We start from the raw sequence: 15,893 nt of genomic DNA, 5'->3' as shown, positions 1-15,893 counted from the left end.
GTCCACAGCAGACAAGACCGAGCATGCCGTGCGCGAACGAATTTCCGATACGTCTCAGCGCCAAACCTAGCTTGATGATCCTGGATCAACGATAGCCGGCCTCTCCAGAAAGGGGCCGGTGTTGTCCGTCAAACGGTGACCCGCTCGAGTCACTTCAGAGCCGTGTGCGGACTGATGTCCCTTGCCGATAGTAATCCAGCGGATCAGGTTCTCTGGATTGTTGGCCAACCCGCCGCCGATAAGACGCGGTCAGCAAAACTGGCATCTAGGCGAGGACCGACATTGCACTTGAAGTTCGCAGACCGAGGATGCCGGTCCGCTCTGGGACGTAGGGCGACACCCCCCGTCACCCCCCAGCCAGCCGCGGCAGCAGAAAAATCTCCGCCCCCGGCGGCAGTTCCTTCGACCACGTATCGCGATAGATCGTCCCGTCGATGGCCACCGCGATGCCCTTCTCGATCCAGGGCTCGATGCCGGGATACTGTTCAGCCAGTTTCCTGAACAGCTCCCTTATGTCCTTGGCCTCGACCTCGACCTTGCTCTGGCCGCCGGCGAGCTGGCCCAGCGCGCCCCAGAGCGTGACTTCGACCATTAGGGCAAGAACCTCATTTCGGCCTTAGCCTCCCCGTTCCGCCTCGATCGCGGCGAGAACCCTCGGCGGCGACATCGGGATGTGGGTCATGCGCACGCCGGCGGCGTTCGAGACGGCATTGGCGATCGCCGCCAGCGGCGGCACGATCGAGGTTTCGCCGACGCCGCGCACGCCATAGGGGTGGTTGGGGTTGGGGATCTCGAGGATCTGCGTGTCGATCATCGGCAGGTCCGAGCAGACCGGGATGCGATAGTCGAGGAAGCCGGCATTCTGGAGGCGCCCGTCCTTGCCGTAGATATACTCCTCGTTGAGCGCCCAGCCGATGCCTTGCGCGGCGCCGCCCTGGTACTGGCCCTCGACATAGGTGGGGTGCACCGCCTTGCCGGCATCCTGGATCACCGTGTAGCGGATCACCCTGGTCGAGCCGGTATCGGGGTCGACCTCGATGTCGCATATATGGGTGGCGAAGGAGACGCCGGCGCCGTCGGCGACGAGCTCGCTGTGGCCGGCGATCGGCCCGCCGGTCTTGCCGGAAGCGGCGGCGATCTCCTTCAGCGACAGGGCTGCAAGGTTGCCGTATTTCTCGCCCTTGGCGATGGCGTGGCCGTTTTCCCAGACCACGTCGTCGACGGGGATGTCCCACGTCTGGGCGGCGCGCTCACGCAGGATCTTGATCGCGTTGCGGGCGGCCGAGATGGTCGCCATCGAGGACGAGAAGGTGCCGCGGCTGCCGTCGGTCATGTCGTTGTAGCCAAGCGAGGACGTGTCGGCGACCACCGCCTTGAGCTGGGCATAGTCGATGCCGAGCTCCTCCGCCGCCACCAGCGACAGCGACGCGCGCGAACCGCCTACGTCCACCGTGCCGACGGCCAGCGATACCGAGCCGTCCATGCCGATGTTCAGGTCCACGCAGGTCTGGCCGCCGAAGTTGAACCAGAAGCCGCAAGCCATGCCGCGGCCCTGGTTCTTGCCCAGCGGCGCCTTCATGTGCGGATGGTGCTTGGCCGCCTCCAGCGTCGGGCCGATGCCGATCGGGCCGTAGACCGGACCGTAGGAGGAGCGGGTGCCTTCCTGCGCGGCGTTCTTGATCCGGAACTCGACCGGATCCATGCCGAGTTCCTTGGCCAGCTCATCCACAGCGCTTTCCACCGCGAACGCCGCCATCGGTGCGGAGGGTGCGCGATAGGCCGCGGTCTTCGGCCGGTTGACCAGCACTTCGAAGCCGACCGTCTTGACGTTATCGAGCTTGTAGCAGGCGAAGGCCGTCATGGCGCCGATCTCGGCCCACGTGCCGGCATAGGGGCCGCTGGTGTAGCGCAGCGTTGCTTCGGCGGCGGTGATGGTGCCGTCCTTGCGGGCGCCGATCTTGACGTCGATCGAGGTCGCGCTTGTCGGACCCGAGGCGCGGAACACCTCGTCGCGGGTCATGACGAGCTTCACCGGCCGACCGGCCTTGCGCGACAGCGCCAGCGCCACCGGTTCGGCCCAGACATGGGTCTTGCCGCCAAAGCCGCCGCCGATTTCAGACGAGGTGACGCGCAGCTTCGAGGCTTCCAGCCCGAGCAGTTGCGCGCAATGCTGGCGGTAGACGAAATGGCCCTGCGTGCAGACCCAGAGGTCGGCGGTGCCGTCCGACGAGACGCTCGCCACGCAGGCATGCGGCTCGATATAGCCCTGATGCGTCTGCTCGGTCTTGAAGGAGCGCTCGACGATGACATCGGCGTGGCCAAAGCCCTGATGGACATCGCCATGGCCAAACTGGCTGCGCTTGGTGACGTTGGACGGCTTTGCCGGCTTTTCCTCGAGACCCTCGGTGAAGATCGTGTCGTTGATCAACGGCGCGGTGTGCTTCATCGCCTCGTCGACATCGGTGACATGCGGCAACAGCTCGTACTCGACCTCGATCAGCTTCAGCGCCTGCCTGGCCGTGCGGGCATCGACGGCGGCGACCGCGGCCACGGCGTGGCCGTCATAGAGCGCCTTGCCGCGCGCCATGCAATTGTCGAGGACGTCGTACATGGCGGCGTCGCCATCGGTGAGATCGGGCAGGTCGGCGGCGGTGATCACCGCTTTCACGCCGGCGAGCTTTTCCGCTTTCGAAGTGTCGATCTTGAGGATCCTGGCATGCGCATGCGGGCTGCGCAGGACACGCCCGACCAGCTGTCCCGCCATGTTGAAGTCGGCGCCGTAGCGGGCGCGGCCCGTCACCTTGTCGACGCCGTCGGGACGGATAGGCCGCGTGCCGACGGAGGAGAATTTGCGGCCCGAAAAGCGTGGATCGAAGTTCATGCGTGCGCTCCCTTCATCACATTGGCCGCGTCCTGGACCGCGCGCACGATCTTGTCGTAGCCGGTGCAGCGGCAGAGGTTGCCGGCGAGGCCGAAGCGGATTTCTTCCTCGGTCGGATCGGGGTTCTTGGCCAAAAGGTCCTTCGCCGCGATCAGGAAGCCCGGCGTGCAGATGCCGCATTGCAGCGCTGCATGCTCAAGGAATTTCTGCTGCAGGGGATGTAACTGATCGCCATGCGCCATGCCCTCGACGGTCTCGATATGCCGGCCTTCGGCTTCAGCGCCGAGCACCAGGCACGAGCAGACCAGCCGGTTGTCGAGGATGATCGAGCAGGCGCCGCAGTCGCCGGTGCCGCAGCCTTCCTTGGCGCCGGTCAGCCCGAGGCGATCGCGCAGGACGTCGAGCAACGTCTCGTCGGGCTGGCAAAGGTATTCGACGTGATCGCCGTTGATTGTCGTTGAAACTGCTACACCGGCCATCATTTGCCTCCTGCGCGTGCGTAGGCGGTCGTCGCGGCCCGTCCGGCCAGCACGCCCGCAACTTTTCGTCTGAACTCGATGGTGCCGCGCTTGTCGTCGATGGGGCGGCAGGCCCCAGCGCAGATCTTGGCGAGCCGCTCAAGTGCCGCCTCATCCAGCTTCCTGCCGATGAGAGCCTCGGCTGCTTCTTCCACCAGAAGCACGGTCGGGGCCGCGGCGCCCAGCGCGACGCGGGCGGCTGTTATGACGCCATGCTCGTCGAGCGTCAGGTTCACGCCGGCGCTGACCACCGCGATGTCCATCTCGGTGCGCGGGATGAACCTGAGGTAGGCGTCGCCCGAACGCGGCGCGCGCTTGTCGAGCAGGATCGCCTCGACGATCTCACCCTTGGTGAGCGAGGTCTTGCCAGGCCCGATCGGCACAGCCTCGACCGGAATGGTGCGCTTGCCCGACGGACCGGCAACCACGGCCTTTGCGGCGGCGGCCACCAAGGCCGGGACGCTGTCGGCGGCCGGCGATGCGTTGCACAGATTGCCAACGATGGTGCAGCGGCCCTGGACCTGTTTCGAGCCGATCAGCTTCGACGCTTCGACGACACCGGGCCAGGCCTTCTTCAGAACCGAGCTCTCGCCCAGGACGGCGCAGGGGACGGTGGCGCCGATGCTGAAGCCGTCGGCCGTCTCCCTGATCTCGCTCAAGCCCTCGATCGCCTTGATGTCGACGATCAGGTCGGGATCGACAAACCCGCCCTTCATCCGAACGAGGAGGTCACTGCCTCCAGCGAGAATGGCTGATGTGCCGGAAGCGTCGGCCAGCAGGCCAACGGCGTCTTCGATTGAAAGCGGACGTATGTAACGCATCGTCTCCCCTTGGTGATGGTGATCTCGCCGACCGTTATAAACAGTCTCCTCATAATGACCATCCGGTTGCTGATTTCCAGCGATTGGGCCAGCACCGCGAGAGAGATTTTTGTCTAAAGTCTTTGTTTTGATGCATGTCGTTGTCCCAGAACCGCGCACACTTCTGGGCGACATGCATTTAAGCGGCGTCTTTTGCACGGTCGAGGCTGATGCCGATGTCCTTCAAGGCCTCGGCCACGGCCTCGTCCAGCGGGGTGTGCGGGACTTCGCCGATGATGCCTTCCAGCCGGTCGGACACGAGCCGGTGCGGTTCGAAGCGCAGATAGGACATCGAGACGATCTCGCGCCACATCGCCACGAACGGGCTGCCGGCGCGCAGCACCCACCAAGGCATGAAGGTCAGTTTCAGCGGACGTCCCAACGCTTTCTCGGCCGCGGCCTTTATGTCCATGTCACTGATGGCGTGGCCGGGGAAGTTGAGCGCCTCAAAGAAGCCGAGCTTGCCCTGATTGCGCGCCAGGCCGACGAAGCCGATGGCGAAGTCCCGCAAATAGGCCCATTCATGCACGAGGTTGGCAGGGCCGGGCGCGGTGTAGACGCCCTTGTTCATCTTGGCGGCGACGACGAGGTCGAACCATGATCCGCTGCCGGTGCCGCCGAAGAAATCGCCGGCGCGCAGGATGATGGTGCGGACGCGACCGGCATCGGCCTCGCGGCGAAACAGCGCTTCCATGACGCAGCGGATGCGGCCCTTCTCGGTCGTTGGGCGGAACGGCGTGTGTTCGGTGACCACCTCAGGCATCGGCGAGCCGTAATTGTAGACAGTGCCGGGGAAAAGATGCAGCGCGCCATTGGCATGGCAGGCGCCCATGACGTTCTCCGCCATCGGCAGACACTTGCCCCAGTCGGTGTAGATCGGGTTGAGGCCGTTGAAGATGATGTCGACGCCTTGCGTGGCGCGGATCAGCGCCTCGCGGTCGAGCGCATCGCCGGCGACGGCGGTGGCGCCCTTGAGTTCGGCTGGGACCTTGCCGCTGCGGGTGACGGCGCGGACGTCGAAACCGGCGTCGATGAAGGCCTTGCCAACCACGCGGCCGAGCCGGCCATTGGCGCCTAGAATTGCGATCTTGGTCATTTTTCTTCTCCGTGTCTGTGTTTGCACGGTGAATATGATGCGTTCATACGCGAATGAAAATTGACTATGGATGCAGATTTGTTATTCATAAATGAATGGAAGATATCGACTGGAACCTGATCAAGAGTTTCGTCACCGTGGCGGAGACCGGCAGTCTGTCGGCCGCGGCGCGCAAACTGTTGGCCAGCCAGCCGACGCTTGGGCGTCACATCGGTGAGCTCGAACAGGCGCTCGGCGTCACGCTGTTCCGGCGCGGGCGGCGCGGCTATGCTCTGACGGAAGCAGGCGCCACGCTGTTCGAACGCGGCAAGGCGGTGAGCGAGCAGGCGAGCGCGTTCTCACTACTGGCATTGGGCTCGGTCGAGGCGATCGAAGGCACGGTGCGCATTGCCGCCAGCGAGGTGGTGGCGGCCTATGTGCTGCCGAAGATGACGGCGCGGCTCGGCATCGAGGAGCCCGGCATCGAGGTCGAGATCGTCGCCTCGAACCAGGTCGAGAACCTGCTGCGAAGGGATGCCGACATCGCCATCCGCATGGTCAAGCCGGCGCAGAACGAGCTGACGGCGCGCAAGGTCTGCGATATCAAGCTCTGCTGCTGCGCGGCGAAATCGTATCTCGACCAGCACGGCCGCCCGCTCAAGCCCGCCGATCTTCTCGACCACCCGCTGATCGGCTTCGACCGCAGCGACGAGATGATCCGGGGCTTTACCCAGGCCGGCATCCCCGTCACCCGAAGCAGCTTCCGCTTCAGGGCCGACAACCAGATCGTTCTGTGGGAAGCGCTGCGGGCGGGAAACGGCGTCGGTCTCGGCCAGGAGCCGCTGGCCGACAGCGACCCCTTACTGGAGAAACTCCTGCCCGGCCTGCCATTGCCCAGCCTGCCGGTGTGGCTGGCCATGCATCGCGACGTGCGCACCAGCGTGCGCATCCGCCGCGTCGCGGATTTCCTCTATGAGGAGCTGAAGCGCTATTCGGCGGGGGCGGCCGCGAATTCGGCGCGGTGAGCGAGCCCGGCCATCAACAGCACGACGATCAGCAGCGCCGACATGGCGACGAAGATCGGGCCGAAGCTCGAATGCTCGGCGACGAAGCCGATCGCCGACGGCGCCACCAATATGCCGGAATAGCCCATGGTGGTGACGACGCTCATGCCGGTGCCCGACGACATGCCTTCCTGATTGCCGCCGGCCGAGAAGATGATCGGCACCATGTTGGCGATGCCGAAGCCGCAGAGGGCAAAAGCGGCGATGGCGATCCAGGGCGAGGGCGACAGGCCGGCGACCAGCATGCCGGCGGCGGCCACGATGGCCGAACCGCGCAGCGTCGCCACCGCGCCGAAGCGGTTGCGCACGCCGTCGCCGAAAAAGCGCATGACAGCCATGACGCCGGAGAAGGCGGCGTAGGCAAGGCCGGCGATGGCGAGGTCGGCGCCGAGCTCCTGCCGGAGATAAAGCGCTGCCCAGTCGAGCACGGCGCCCTCGGAAATCATCGTCAGCAGCGCCATCAGCCCGACAAGATAGACCAGCGGGTTGGCCGGCAGCGTTAATCTGTGATGCTCGGCGGCCTGCGGCTTGTCCTCGGCGATGAGGTAGCCGACCGCCACGGCAATGACGGCAAAAGCTATGACCGTGACCACAGCCGCATGGGCGAGGTGGCCGTAGGTCTGGATGGCGTAACCGCCCAGACCGCCACCGGCGAAACCGCCGAGGCTCCAGAAGCCGTGCGAGGACGACATGATGGCGCGGGACAGCCGGCGCTCGACCACCACGGCATTGGCGTTCATGGCGACATCCATGCCGCCGATCGAGCCGCCGAAGATGATCATGGCGATCGACGCCAGCGGCACGTTGGGCGCCAGCGCCACGATCAGCAGGCCGAGGCTGCCGCACAGGCCGAACCAGCGCAACACGGTGCGCGAGCCATGCCTGGAGATCAGATGGCCGCACCAGCTCATGGCCGCGACCGCGCCGACGCCGAACAGAAGGATCAGCAGGCCGAGGGTGAATTTCGAGATGTCGAGCCGGGTCAGGAACACCGGAATCTGCGGCGCCCAGCTGCCGGTCAGGAAGCCGTTGGCGAGGAAGATCGCTGCTACGGCCCATCGCCCGCGAATGGCGCTCTGCATGGTGTCTTGCGCGTTCATGGCCTGAATCCGGTCAAAGAATGGCTTTGCGCGGCAAATTAGATCGATTCAATTTCTCGTCAAGCGCTGGGCTGCGAAAAGCTTGTGGGCCACATCTAAGGGGAAACCGTTAGGCAGCGTTCCTTCGCGCCCCCCTCTGTCCTGCCGGACATCTCCCCCACAAGTGGGGAGATTGGCGGCTTCGGCGCCTCGCTTATTCTTGCACCGCTGGCGATTGGCTAGAGCCTGCGTGACGGCCAATCTCCCCCCAAGTGGGGGAGATGTCCGGCAGGACAGAGGGGGGCGCTGTCCCGCCGACGTCAATCCTGTGAACCGCGCGCTACTTCAATGATCCCTCGGCCGCCTCGCCTCGAATTCCGCCTTCTTGGCGTCCGAAGCCTCGGTCTGGTTCAGCGCCTGCCATTGCGCATAGGGCATGCCGTAGACGATTTCGCGCGACTGGTCCTTGCCGAGATCGACGCCCTCAGCCTCGGCCGCTTCGCGGTACCAGTTCGACAGGCAGTTGCGGCAGAAGCCGGCGAGGTTCATCAGGTCGATGTTTTGCACATCGCTGCGCTCGCGCAGATGCTCGACCAGCCGGCGGAAGGCCGCGGCCTCGAAATCGCGTTTCTGGTCATCGCTGAGTTCGGTCATTGCCTTGGGTCCTCACAGCGGCCCGGTGCGCGAGCCGAACATCTTCACCTGATGTATATCGGGACGGCGGTCGATGGCGTCAACGATCGGCGCCAGCCGTTCCGCCCAGGCCAGCGCCCCCTTGCGGTCTGATATCAGGTCCTGGCGGATCTCGATCAGCGCATGGGCAAAGCCGTTGACGATGGCGTGCTTGAACATGGTGTCGCCGCGCAACGCGCCGTCATAGGGTTCATTGTCGCCAACGACGAGGTTTTTATCCTGCGCCAGCATGTCGATCAGCGGCCGCGCCACGCGGTCGTCGAGGTCCCACAATATGCCGACATGCCAAGGGCGGATGAAGCCCTGCATGACAGGGGTGAAGGAGTGTACGGAGAAGATGAGCGGCGCTTTGCCTGAGGCGTGCGCCACCGACGCGATCATGGCGCCGACCGCGTCCTGATAAGGCCGGTAGAAGCCGTCGAGCCGCCTTTCGCGTTCTTGCGGCGCCATAGGGTAGTTTCCCGGCACGACAGTGCCGTCATAGAGCTGGCGGATCAGCGTCGGGTCGTCCTCGCCGCGATTGGGATCGATCAGCAGCCGCGAAAAATTGGCGATCACCGCCGGCACGTCGAGCGCTGCGGCCAGTTCGCGCGTCACCGTCTCGACACCGATGTCGTAGGCGATATGGCGATCGAGTTCCGCCGCCGGCAAGCCGAGACTGCCATACTCCTCCGGCAGGTCGCGGCGGGCATGGTCGGCGACAAGCACGATGCCTCGCTTGCGGTCGCCTTCGACGATATCGAAAGGCGCGAAAACTGTGGATCGGGTCATTGGCTGGAAAGGTCTGTTCGCTGGCTTCCGGGGAGGGTGGTATCGTCATTCCCACGAAGAGGACTGTTGCGCAATGCCGTTGTTTGGCCACGGTTTCTGCGAAAATCCTGTGACGCGCGGCAGATCGCGTGTCGGGGGCCTTTCTAAATCGATTGGAATTGGACAGAACGGCGCGTTGACATGCGCCCGGACTTTTCCGAAAAGGGGCGCTGAGAGATGCAGATGACGTTATTGAGGGGTTTCGGGATGGGTTCCGCCGGCAGGCCGCGTGCGCGCACCGCCTTTGTCGTGCCGCTCCTGACCCTGACGCTAGGGCTCACCGCGCTGGTCGCGGCTTCGCCTGCCCGCGCCGATTTCCGCGTCTGCAACGCCACGCAGAACCTGGTCGGCGTCGGCATCGGCTACCGCGCCAAGGCAGGCTGGATCACCGAGGGGTGGTGGCACATCGAAGGATCGAGCTGCAAGACGCTGATCGAAGGTCCGCTGTCATCGAGGTTTTACTATCTTTATGCAGAAGACGCCGAGCGCGGCGGGCGCTGGGATGGCCCGATCAACATGTGCGTGGCCGAAAAAGAATTCAAGATTGCCGGCGTTACCGATTGCGTCGCCCGGGGCTTCCAGCGCGCCGGATTCCAGGAATATGACACGGGCGAGCAGGCAAGCTGGATGGTCCAGCTGACCGATGAGTCCACAACGGGAGGCGCTCCAGCCGCCCCGGGAACAAACAGTCAATGAGACGTAGCCGCAAGGTCAAGATCCTCGCCACCATCGGTCCTGCCTCCTCGTCCGAGGAGATGCTGCAGAAGCTGTTCGAAGCCGGCGCCGATGTCTTCCGCATCAATATGAGCCACACCGATCACGAGTTGATGCGCACGCTGGTCGGCCGCATCCGCGCGGTCGAGGAGAAAGTTGGCCGTCCGATCGGCATCCTGGCCGATTTGCAGGGACCGAAGCTGCGCGTCGGCAAGTTCGCCAACGGCAAGGAGGTTCTGACGCCGGGCCAGACCTTCACCCTCGACAACAATCCAGAGCCCGGCACGTCGACCCGGGTCTACCTGCCGCATCCCGAAATCCTGAGCTCGGTCGAGGCCGGCCACCGTCTGTTGATCGATGACGGCAAGCTGGAGCTCAGGGCGGTGAAGAGCGACGGCAAGTCTATCACCTGCACCGTCGTCGCCGGCACCACCATTTCCGACAAGAAGGGCGTCAGCCTGCCCGACACCGACCTGCCGGTCGGTGCGCTGACCGAAAAGGACCGCAAGGACCTCGATGCGGTGCTGGCGGAAAGCGTCGACTGGGTGGCGCTGTCCTTCGTGCAGCGGCCGGAGGATTTGGCGGAAGCCCGCAAGATCGCGCGCGGCCGGGCACTGATCATGGCCAAGATTGAAAAGCCGCAGGCCGTCGCCCGGCTGGCCGAAATCATCGAACTCTCCGACGCGCTGATGGTCGCCCGCGGCGATCTCGGTGTGGAAATGCCGCTGGAAGCGGTGCCCGGCATCCAGAAGCAGATCACGCGCGCCGCGCGCCGCGCCGGCAAGCCGGTGGTGGTCGCCACGCAGATGCTGGAATCGATGATCACCGCGCCGGTGCCGACCCGCGCCGAGGTGTCCGACGTGTCGATCGCCGTGTTCGAGGGCGCCGACGCCATCATGCTTTCAGCCGAATCCGCTGCCGGCGCCTATCCGGTCGAGGCGGTGGCGATGATGAACCGCATCGCCACCAAGGTCGAAACCGACCCGACCTATGCCGGCATCATCAACGCGCAGCGCTCGGAACCGGAAGCAACCGGCGCCGACGCCATTTCGCTCGCCGCCCGCGAGATTGCGGAGACGCTGAAACTGTCGGCGATCATCACCTATACGGCGTCGGGCACCACGGGCCTGCGCGCCGCGCGCGAGCGGCCGCAAGTGCCGATCATCGCCCTGTCGCCGATCCTCAACACGGCGCGGCGGCTGTCGCTTTTGTGGGGCACGCATTGCGTCGTCTCGCCCGACGCCAGCGACCTCGACGACATGGTCGACCGCGCCTGCCGCATCGCTTTCGAAGAGGGGTTCGGCCAGCCGGGCGACCGTGTCATCATCACGGCGGGCGTGCCGCTGAGGACGCCGGGTTCGACCAACATGCTGCGCATCGCCTATGTCGGATCGGACGTGCAGGCCACCCGCAACATAGGCTGAGACCTCGTCACAGTTCGCAGCGCTCTTGCCGCACCTTCGGCGTGATCGATACGCTGAAGGAAGCGGTGTGCGCGAGGGATTGGGTAATAGAGATACTGATCCGGGCCGCGCATCTTTCGCCGGTTGAGGTCGGCGGTGTCGAGCAGGTCGAAATCGACCCTTTCCAGCGTGCAGTGCCAGCCTGCGCTATGCGAAGCCCATCCCCTTCCGTGGTGCTGCAGAAGCCGCTCTCGGCTGGAATAGCCGTGATAGTCGAAGGCGATCACGCCGTTCGTCATGTAGATATGGTTGCCGTAGAAATCCTCGCCCGGAATGATCCGTTCGCCGTAGAATCCGTCCAGGGGAGGATGGCTGAGGAAGGTGCCCGCAAGGATGTGGCAGGCGCCGTAGCCGAAGAAGATGCTATCCGGTAGCGCCCAGAACGCTTCGGGGTTTTTCTTGATTCCGTGCTTCAGGACATACATGCGGCCGTCACGTCGGGGCGAGTTGCGCGTCGGGCACCGTAATGTCGGGGCACTGTGCATCGTTGTACGCATCGCCGGCGATGCGTGCTTCCACGGTTTTTGCCATTGCCTGCAGGTCGACGACCTTGCCGGCGACTTTCTCGATCGCGCCGACGACGAGGTCGGAGGCGATCCAATCCGGCTTGTGGCCGAGATTGTGGACCCAGATCAGTTCGGCGCCGGGGATGTCCCTGACCAGGCCGACCGAATGGATCGAGGCATAGACCACCTTGTCGCGGTCGCCCGAGATGACGATGGTCGGCGCTGTGATGTCGCGGTAATGCGGCGCGGCCTTCAGCGTATAGTCGTAGAGGCCGGCGACATCGATGGCGTTGGCGCGGAAAGCGCCGGGACGCAGCACCAGCGGAATCGAGGCATTGCCGACATAGCCTTCCGGCACCTTGTTGGGAGAAAACACGCAGGCCGTGGCGCCGTCCATCTGCAGCGTGCCTGCCGGATAGGTCAATGTCTCCGAGAACAGCCAGCCGATGATGGGGGTGGCGGTCAGCTTGTAGTACCAGGCGGTCGCGCCGCCCGGCCAGGGGTGGCTGACCGGCGACAGAAAGACCAGCCCGAGCGTCTTCTCCGGGTGTTCGCGGCCAAAGGCGGCGGTGATCACGCCGCCAAACGAATGGCCGACGATGATCGCATTGTGGATGCCGAGACGGTCCATCAGGCTGGCGATGGTGTCGGCCTGCGCCGACGGGCTCTCATTGTTGCCGGGGCCGCGTGCCGACCAGCCGAAGCCCGGCCGGTCGAGGAAAACCATCTCGGCGCGGCCTTCGAGCAAAGGCCTGATCGGCAGCATCTGATCCCTGAGATTGGCGCTGGCGCCGTGGATGAAGACGATGGCCGGCAGCTCTGCATTTTGCGGAGCCGGCACGTGGACATAGTGGATGCGGGTGCCGTCGATGTCGGCAAATTCGCCGGCCGGCGGGTTGCGCCACTCGATCAGCCACGCGCCGGCCCGGGTGACACCGGCCAGGGCAAAGACGAGCGCGAGGAGCAAAGCACAGGCGGCGTAAATGAGGTTCATGCGCGGAGATACGGGGGTGGAGGGGGATAAGTTCTAGGGAGTAGGGAGTAGGGAGGTGGCGTCTCGACCAATCTTCTCTACTGACTACTGACTAATCCCTAATTCCTACTGACTAATCAAATTCCTTCGCCGGCAAGCTCTTCCGAAATTGCCGCGACCTGGTCCTGGGCGCTGCGCATCATCGGATAGATGGTAAGCACCTTCTGCCAGGCTTTGAGCGCCGATTGCTTGTGGCCGGTGGCGGCCATGATCTGGGCCAGGCCGGAAAGCGCGCCGAAATGGCGTGGTTCCAGCTGCAGCGTCTGGTCGATGTCGGACATCGATTTCCCGAAATTCTTCATCATGTAATGGACGGTGGCGCGCCGGTTCCAGCCTTCGGCATATTTTGGCTGCAGGATGACGACCTGGTCGAGGAAGTCGAGGGCGACGTCGAACTTCTGGTCGTCAATCGCCTTTTGCGACCATTGCATCATCAGGTCGATCGAGGCGCTGCCGGACTGGAACCATTCGCTCCAGATGCGCCCGGCGATGCGCTCGGCCGCCTTTTCGTTGCGCTCGCGCTTCAGCTCGGCAAACAGTTGGTCGAGCCTGGCTTCCCTGGTCAGGGCAACCGGCGGCTTTGCCGGCGGATCGTCCGCCGACGCCGGAGTGACGCCGAAAAGAAAGAGGGTGGCCAAAAATGCAAAAAGAATCCGCATCGCCGGAATCTAACCCCGGACGGCGGATCGTCAAACTGAAATTAGCGTGAAAGTGCCTGGAACCAGGCAATTACCATCGTATGGACGGAGGCAACGAGCCTCCGGCCGAACACTCAGCCCTGGCGCGCCTTGTAGCGTGGAGCGGTCTTGTTGATGATGTAGACGCGGCCCTTGCGGCGAACCAGCTGGTTGTCGCGGTGACGCGCCTTCAGCGCCTTGAGCGAATTCTTGATCTTCATGGTCTTGCCCGTCGGTCTGGGCCCTGTCCGGGCCGAATTATTAAGGCGCGCCTGAAAAGCGCGCCTTTGAACTTGCGGTGGCTCATAAACGAGGAGCCTTGCCCGTGTCAACCGCAAGCGTGCTGGATAGAGGCCGAGAATGGCTTTGGCCATCAAATATCCGCCATCTCGGCTCCACGCCATTGCGCGGCCGAAGGCGGGCTGGAATGGTGCGGCACCCGCAAGCCGATTTGGAGACCTCCATGCGCCTGTTGTTTGTGTCCGCGAGCCTTGCCGTTCTGGCAGCCGCCTCCATCGCGCAGGCGCAGGAATGCGACCGCAACGACGACAGCCAGCAGATGATGAACATCTGCGCCGGCGAGGACTATCGGGCGGCCGATGCCAAGCTCAACCAGGCCTACAAGGATCTCGTCGGTCGCAACGACGACAAGGGCAGGAAGCTGCTGCAGGTCGCGCAACGCGCCTGGATCGCCTTCCGCGACGCCGAATGCGCCTATACGACGACAGACAGCGAGGGCGGCTCCATCCATCCGATGGAGGTTTCACAATGCCTGACCGAACTGACGGACCAGCGCATCAAACAGCTCACCGCGGGCGCCAATTGTAGGGAAGGCGATGCGAGTTGCGCCAGCCCCGACGAGGACGGAGATCTGAACGACGAGCTGCAATAGGGCTCGAGCCACGCCCTCGCGCAAAGTGCCGGAATGGCTTAGCTACGGCGGCTGATGCGCGTGAAATGGCCCATCTTGCGGCCTGGGCGCGCTTCCGCCTTGCCGTAGAGATGCAGCATCAGATCGGGCTCGGCGAGCAAAGCGGGTACGCGCAGCACATCGTCGCCGATCAGGTTTTCCATGACGCAGTTTGAATGCCGGCCAGGGTTGCCCAGCGGCAGGCCGGCAATGGCGCGGATATGCTGCTCGAATTGCGAAACGATGCAGGCGGCTTCCGTCCAGTGGCCGGAATTGTGCACGCGCGGCGCCATTTCGTTGGCCAGCAGCGTGCCATCGGCAAGAACGAAGAACTCGACGCCGATGACGCCGACATAGTCGAGGGCCGACAGGATTTTCGCTGCCGACCCCTGTGCCGTCGCCGCCGTCTCCAGCCTGATCTGGGCCGGCAGGGTCGAGGTATGCAGGATGCCGTCGCGGTGGACGTTCTCAGCCGGATCGTAGGCGGCGACCGCGCCGTCCAACCCGCGCGCGGCGATGACCGAGATTTCGCGCTCGAAAGCGACGAAGGATTCGAGGATCAGCGGCACATTGCCCATGGTCTCGCATGTGCCGGCAAAGCCGCCCGTCTCCATGTTGCGGAAGACGCGCTGGCCCTTGCCGTCATAGCCCATGCGGCGGGTTTTCAAGATGCCGCTGCCACCGAACTCTCTCAGCGCCGCCGTCAGCTCGTCGTCATTGTCGACGGAGCGGAAATCCGCTGTCCTGATGCCGATGCCGTTCAGGAATAGCTTCTCCGCCACCCGGTCCTGGGCGACTTCCAGCGCCCTGGGTGGCGGATAGACCGGGACCTTGGCGGCGAGCGCGCCGGCAGCCGCTACCGGCACATTCTCGAATTCGTAGGTGACGACGGCGCTGACTGCCGCCAGTTCGGCAAGGGCGTCCGCATCGTCATAGGCGGCGGTGATCTGGCGGTTGGCGACCTGAGCCGCCGGGCAATCGGCCTGCGGTTCGAGGATAATTGTGCGGTAGCCGAGGCGCGCTGCGGCAACAGCCAGCATGCGGCCGAGCTGGCCGCCGCCGATGATGCCGATGCTCGATCCCGCGGGCAGGCTCACGGCGCGTCCGTCGGTTCGGTGGCGACCCTGGCGGTTTGGGCGGTGCGCCAGGCATCCAGGCGGGCGGCAAGTTCTTCGTCGTTCAGCGCCAGCACGGCGGCCGCCAGAAGGGCGGCGTTGGCCGCACCCGCCTTGCCGATGGCAAGCGTGCCGACCGGAATGCCGGCCGGCATCTGGACGATGGAGAGCAGCGAATCCTGGCCTGACAGCGCCTTCGATTCGACCGGCACGCCGAACACCGGCAGCGGCGTCAGAGCCGCCGTCATGCCGGGCAGGTGGGCGGCGCCGCCGGCCCCGGCGATGATCACCTTGTAGCCGGCCGCCTTGGCGCCTTTGGCGAAATCATAGAGGCGGTCCGGGGTGCGGTGGGCGGAGACGATCAGCCGCTTGTGCGGAATGCTCAGCGCCTCCAGCGTTTCGGCGGCGTGGCGCATCGTCGCCCAGTCGGACTGGCTGCCCATGATGATGGCGACGTCGGCGCGGTGGTCGGTCAAGCGCATGCTCCCGGCGGTA

At 64.6% G+C, this 15,893-nt stretch carries 18 protein-coding genes; 4 read left to right on the top strand and 14 right to left on the bottom strand.

Going from position 1 to position 15,893, the window contains the following annotated elements:
• Window positions 1-346: 346 nt before the first annotated feature.
• The 5 genes from X756_RS144490 to X756_RS144510 form a co-directional block, all read right to left on the bottom strand.
• The gene (locus X756_RS144490; protein ID WP_023684042.1) at window positions 347-592 is read right to left on the bottom strand and encodes a MoaD/ThiS family protein; all 246 of its coding nucleotides are present in this window, start codon (window positions 590-592) and stop codon (window positions 347-349) included.
• A 24-nt stretch (window positions 593-616) separates the two neighbouring features.
• Window positions 617-2,881, bottom strand: coding sequence for a xanthine dehydrogenase family protein molybdopterin-binding subunit (locus X756_RS144495; protein WP_023702785.1), 2,265 nt, complete (start codon window positions 2,879-2,881; stop codon window positions 617-619).
• Entirely contained in the window at window positions 2,878-3,360 is a 483-nt protein-coding gene (locus X756_RS144500) for a (2Fe-2S)-binding protein (RefSeq protein ID WP_023684040.1), read from the bottom strand. Before X756_RS144500 ends, X756_RS144495 begins: the two co-directional genes overlap by 4 nt.
• Entirely contained in the window at window positions 3,360-4,220 is an 861-nt protein-coding gene (locus tag X756_RS144505; RefSeq protein ID WP_023693632.1) for a xanthine dehydrogenase family protein subunit M, read from the bottom strand. The genes X756_RS144500 and X756_RS144505 overlap by 1 nt, the downstream gene beginning before the upstream one ends.
• A gap of 178 nt (window positions 4,221-4,398) precedes the next feature.
• The gene (locus tag X756_RS144510) at window positions 4,399-5,355 is read right to left on the bottom strand and encodes an SDR family oxidoreductase (protein ID WP_023730833.1); all 957 of its coding nucleotides are present in this window, start codon (window positions 5,353-5,355) and stop codon (window positions 4,399-4,401) included.
• A gap of 95 nt (window positions 5,356-5,450) precedes the next feature.
• On the opposite strand from X756_RS144510, the gene X756_RS144515 reads away from it, so the two are divergent.
• Complete coding sequence (locus X756_RS144515; protein ID WP_023730832.1) at window positions 5,451-6,359, top strand: LysR family transcriptional regulator; 909 nt, start codon at window positions 5,451-5,453, stop codon at window positions 6,357-6,359.
• Here X756_RS144515 and X756_RS144520 read toward each other — a convergent pair.
• The 3 genes from X756_RS144520 to X756_RS144530 form a co-directional block, all read right to left on the bottom strand.
• Window positions 6,323-7,498 carry an MFS transporter gene (locus X756_RS144520; RefSeq protein WP_023730831.1) on the bottom strand — a complete coding sequence of 392 codons (1,176 nt, stop codon included), beginning with the start codon at window positions 7,496-7,498 and terminating at the stop codon, window positions 6,323-6,325. The genes X756_RS144515 and X756_RS144520 overlap by 37 nt on opposite strands.
• Window positions 7,499-7,822: 324 nt before the next feature.
• Window positions 7,823-8,131 (bottom strand): DUF1244 domain-containing protein, encoded by a 309-nt coding sequence (locus X756_RS144525; protein WP_023690051.1) that lies wholly within the window; start codon window positions 8,129-8,131, stop codon window positions 7,823-7,825.
• Between the two features lie 12 nt (window positions 8,132-8,143).
• Window positions 8,144-8,941: an N-formylglutamate amidohydrolase gene (locus tag X756_RS144530; protein ID WP_023730830.1), complete on the bottom strand. Its 798-nt coding sequence runs from the start codon at window positions 8,939-8,941 to the stop codon at window positions 8,144-8,146.
• Between the two features lie 246 nt (window positions 8,942-9,187).
• Between X756_RS144530 and X756_RS144535 the strand changes: the two genes are divergently transcribed.
• Together X756_RS144535 and pyk are read left to right on the top strand one after the other, a co-directional pair.
• Entirely contained in the window at window positions 9,188-9,676 is a 489-nt protein-coding gene (locus X756_RS144535) for a DUF1036 domain-containing protein (RefSeq protein ID WP_023730829.1), read from the top strand.
• Window positions 9,673-11,118 (top strand): pyruvate kinase, encoded by a 1,446-nt coding sequence (pyk, locus tag X756_RS144540; protein ID WP_023673117.1) that lies wholly within the window; start codon window positions 9,673-9,675, stop codon window positions 11,116-11,118. Before X756_RS144535 ends, pyk begins: the two co-directional genes overlap by 4 nt.
• Here pyk and X756_RS144545 read toward each other — a convergent pair.
• The 4 genes from X756_RS144545 to ykgO form a co-directional block, all read right to left on the bottom strand.
• Window positions 11,076-11,582 carry a hypothetical protein gene (locus X756_RS144545; protein WP_023730828.1) on the bottom strand — a complete coding sequence of 169 codons (507 nt, stop codon included), beginning with the start codon at window positions 11,580-11,582 and terminating at the stop codon, window positions 11,076-11,078. The two genes, pyk and X756_RS144545, sit on opposite strands and share 43 nt — an antisense overlap.
• A gap of 7 nt (window positions 11,583-11,589) precedes the next feature.
• Window positions 11,590-12,657 carry an alpha/beta hydrolase gene (locus tag X756_RS144550; protein WP_023711627.1) on the bottom strand — a complete coding sequence of 356 codons (1,068 nt, stop codon included), beginning with the start codon at window positions 12,655-12,657 and terminating at the stop codon, window positions 11,590-11,592.
• 116 nt (window positions 12,658-12,773) lie between these two features.
• The gene (locus tag X756_RS144555) at window positions 12,774-13,355 is read right to left on the bottom strand and encodes a hypothetical protein (RefSeq protein WP_023730827.1); all 582 of its coding nucleotides are present in this window, start codon (window positions 13,353-13,355) and stop codon (window positions 12,774-12,776) included.
• A 113-nt stretch (window positions 13,356-13,468) separates the two neighbouring features.
• Window positions 13,469-13,594 (bottom strand): type B 50S ribosomal protein L36, encoded by a 126-nt coding sequence (ykgO, locus tag X756_RS144560; RefSeq protein WP_006327841.1) that lies wholly within the window; start codon window positions 13,592-13,594, stop codon window positions 13,469-13,471.
• Between the two features lie 242 nt (window positions 13,595-13,836).
• Here ykgO and X756_RS144565 point away from each other — a divergent pair, with 242 nt between their 5' ends.
• Window positions 13,837-14,265, top strand: coding sequence for a lysozyme inhibitor LprI family protein (locus X756_RS144565; RefSeq protein ID WP_023702777.1), 429 nt, complete (start codon window positions 13,837-13,839; stop codon window positions 14,263-14,265).
• Between the two features lie 38 nt (window positions 14,266-14,303).
• On the opposite strand, the gene X756_RS144570 is transcribed toward X756_RS144565, so the two are convergent.
• Both X756_RS144570 and purE read right to left on the bottom strand, forming a co-directional pair.
• Window positions 14,304-15,380: a 5-(carboxyamino)imidazole ribonucleotide synthase gene (locus X756_RS144570; protein WP_023698471.1), complete on the bottom strand. Its 1,077-nt coding sequence runs from the start codon at window positions 15,378-15,380 to the stop codon at window positions 14,304-14,306.
• On the bottom strand, window positions 15,377-15,874 hold the full coding sequence (gene purE / locus X756_RS144575; RefSeq protein ID WP_023730826.1) for a 5-(carboxyamino)imidazole ribonucleotide mutase: 498 nt from the start codon (window positions 15,872-15,874) through the stop codon (window positions 15,377-15,379). Before purE ends, X756_RS144570 begins: the two co-directional genes overlap by 4 nt.
• Between the last annotated feature and the right edge of the window lie 19 nt (window positions 15,875-15,893).

Origin of the sequence: Mesorhizobium sp. LNJC405B00 (genome assembly GCF_000502615.1) — a bacterium.
Classification (GTDB): domain Bacteria; phylum Pseudomonadota; class Alphaproteobacteria; order Rhizobiales; family Rhizobiaceae; genus Mesorhizobium.
This window is presented reverse-complemented; position numbering and strand designations above follow the sequence as displayed.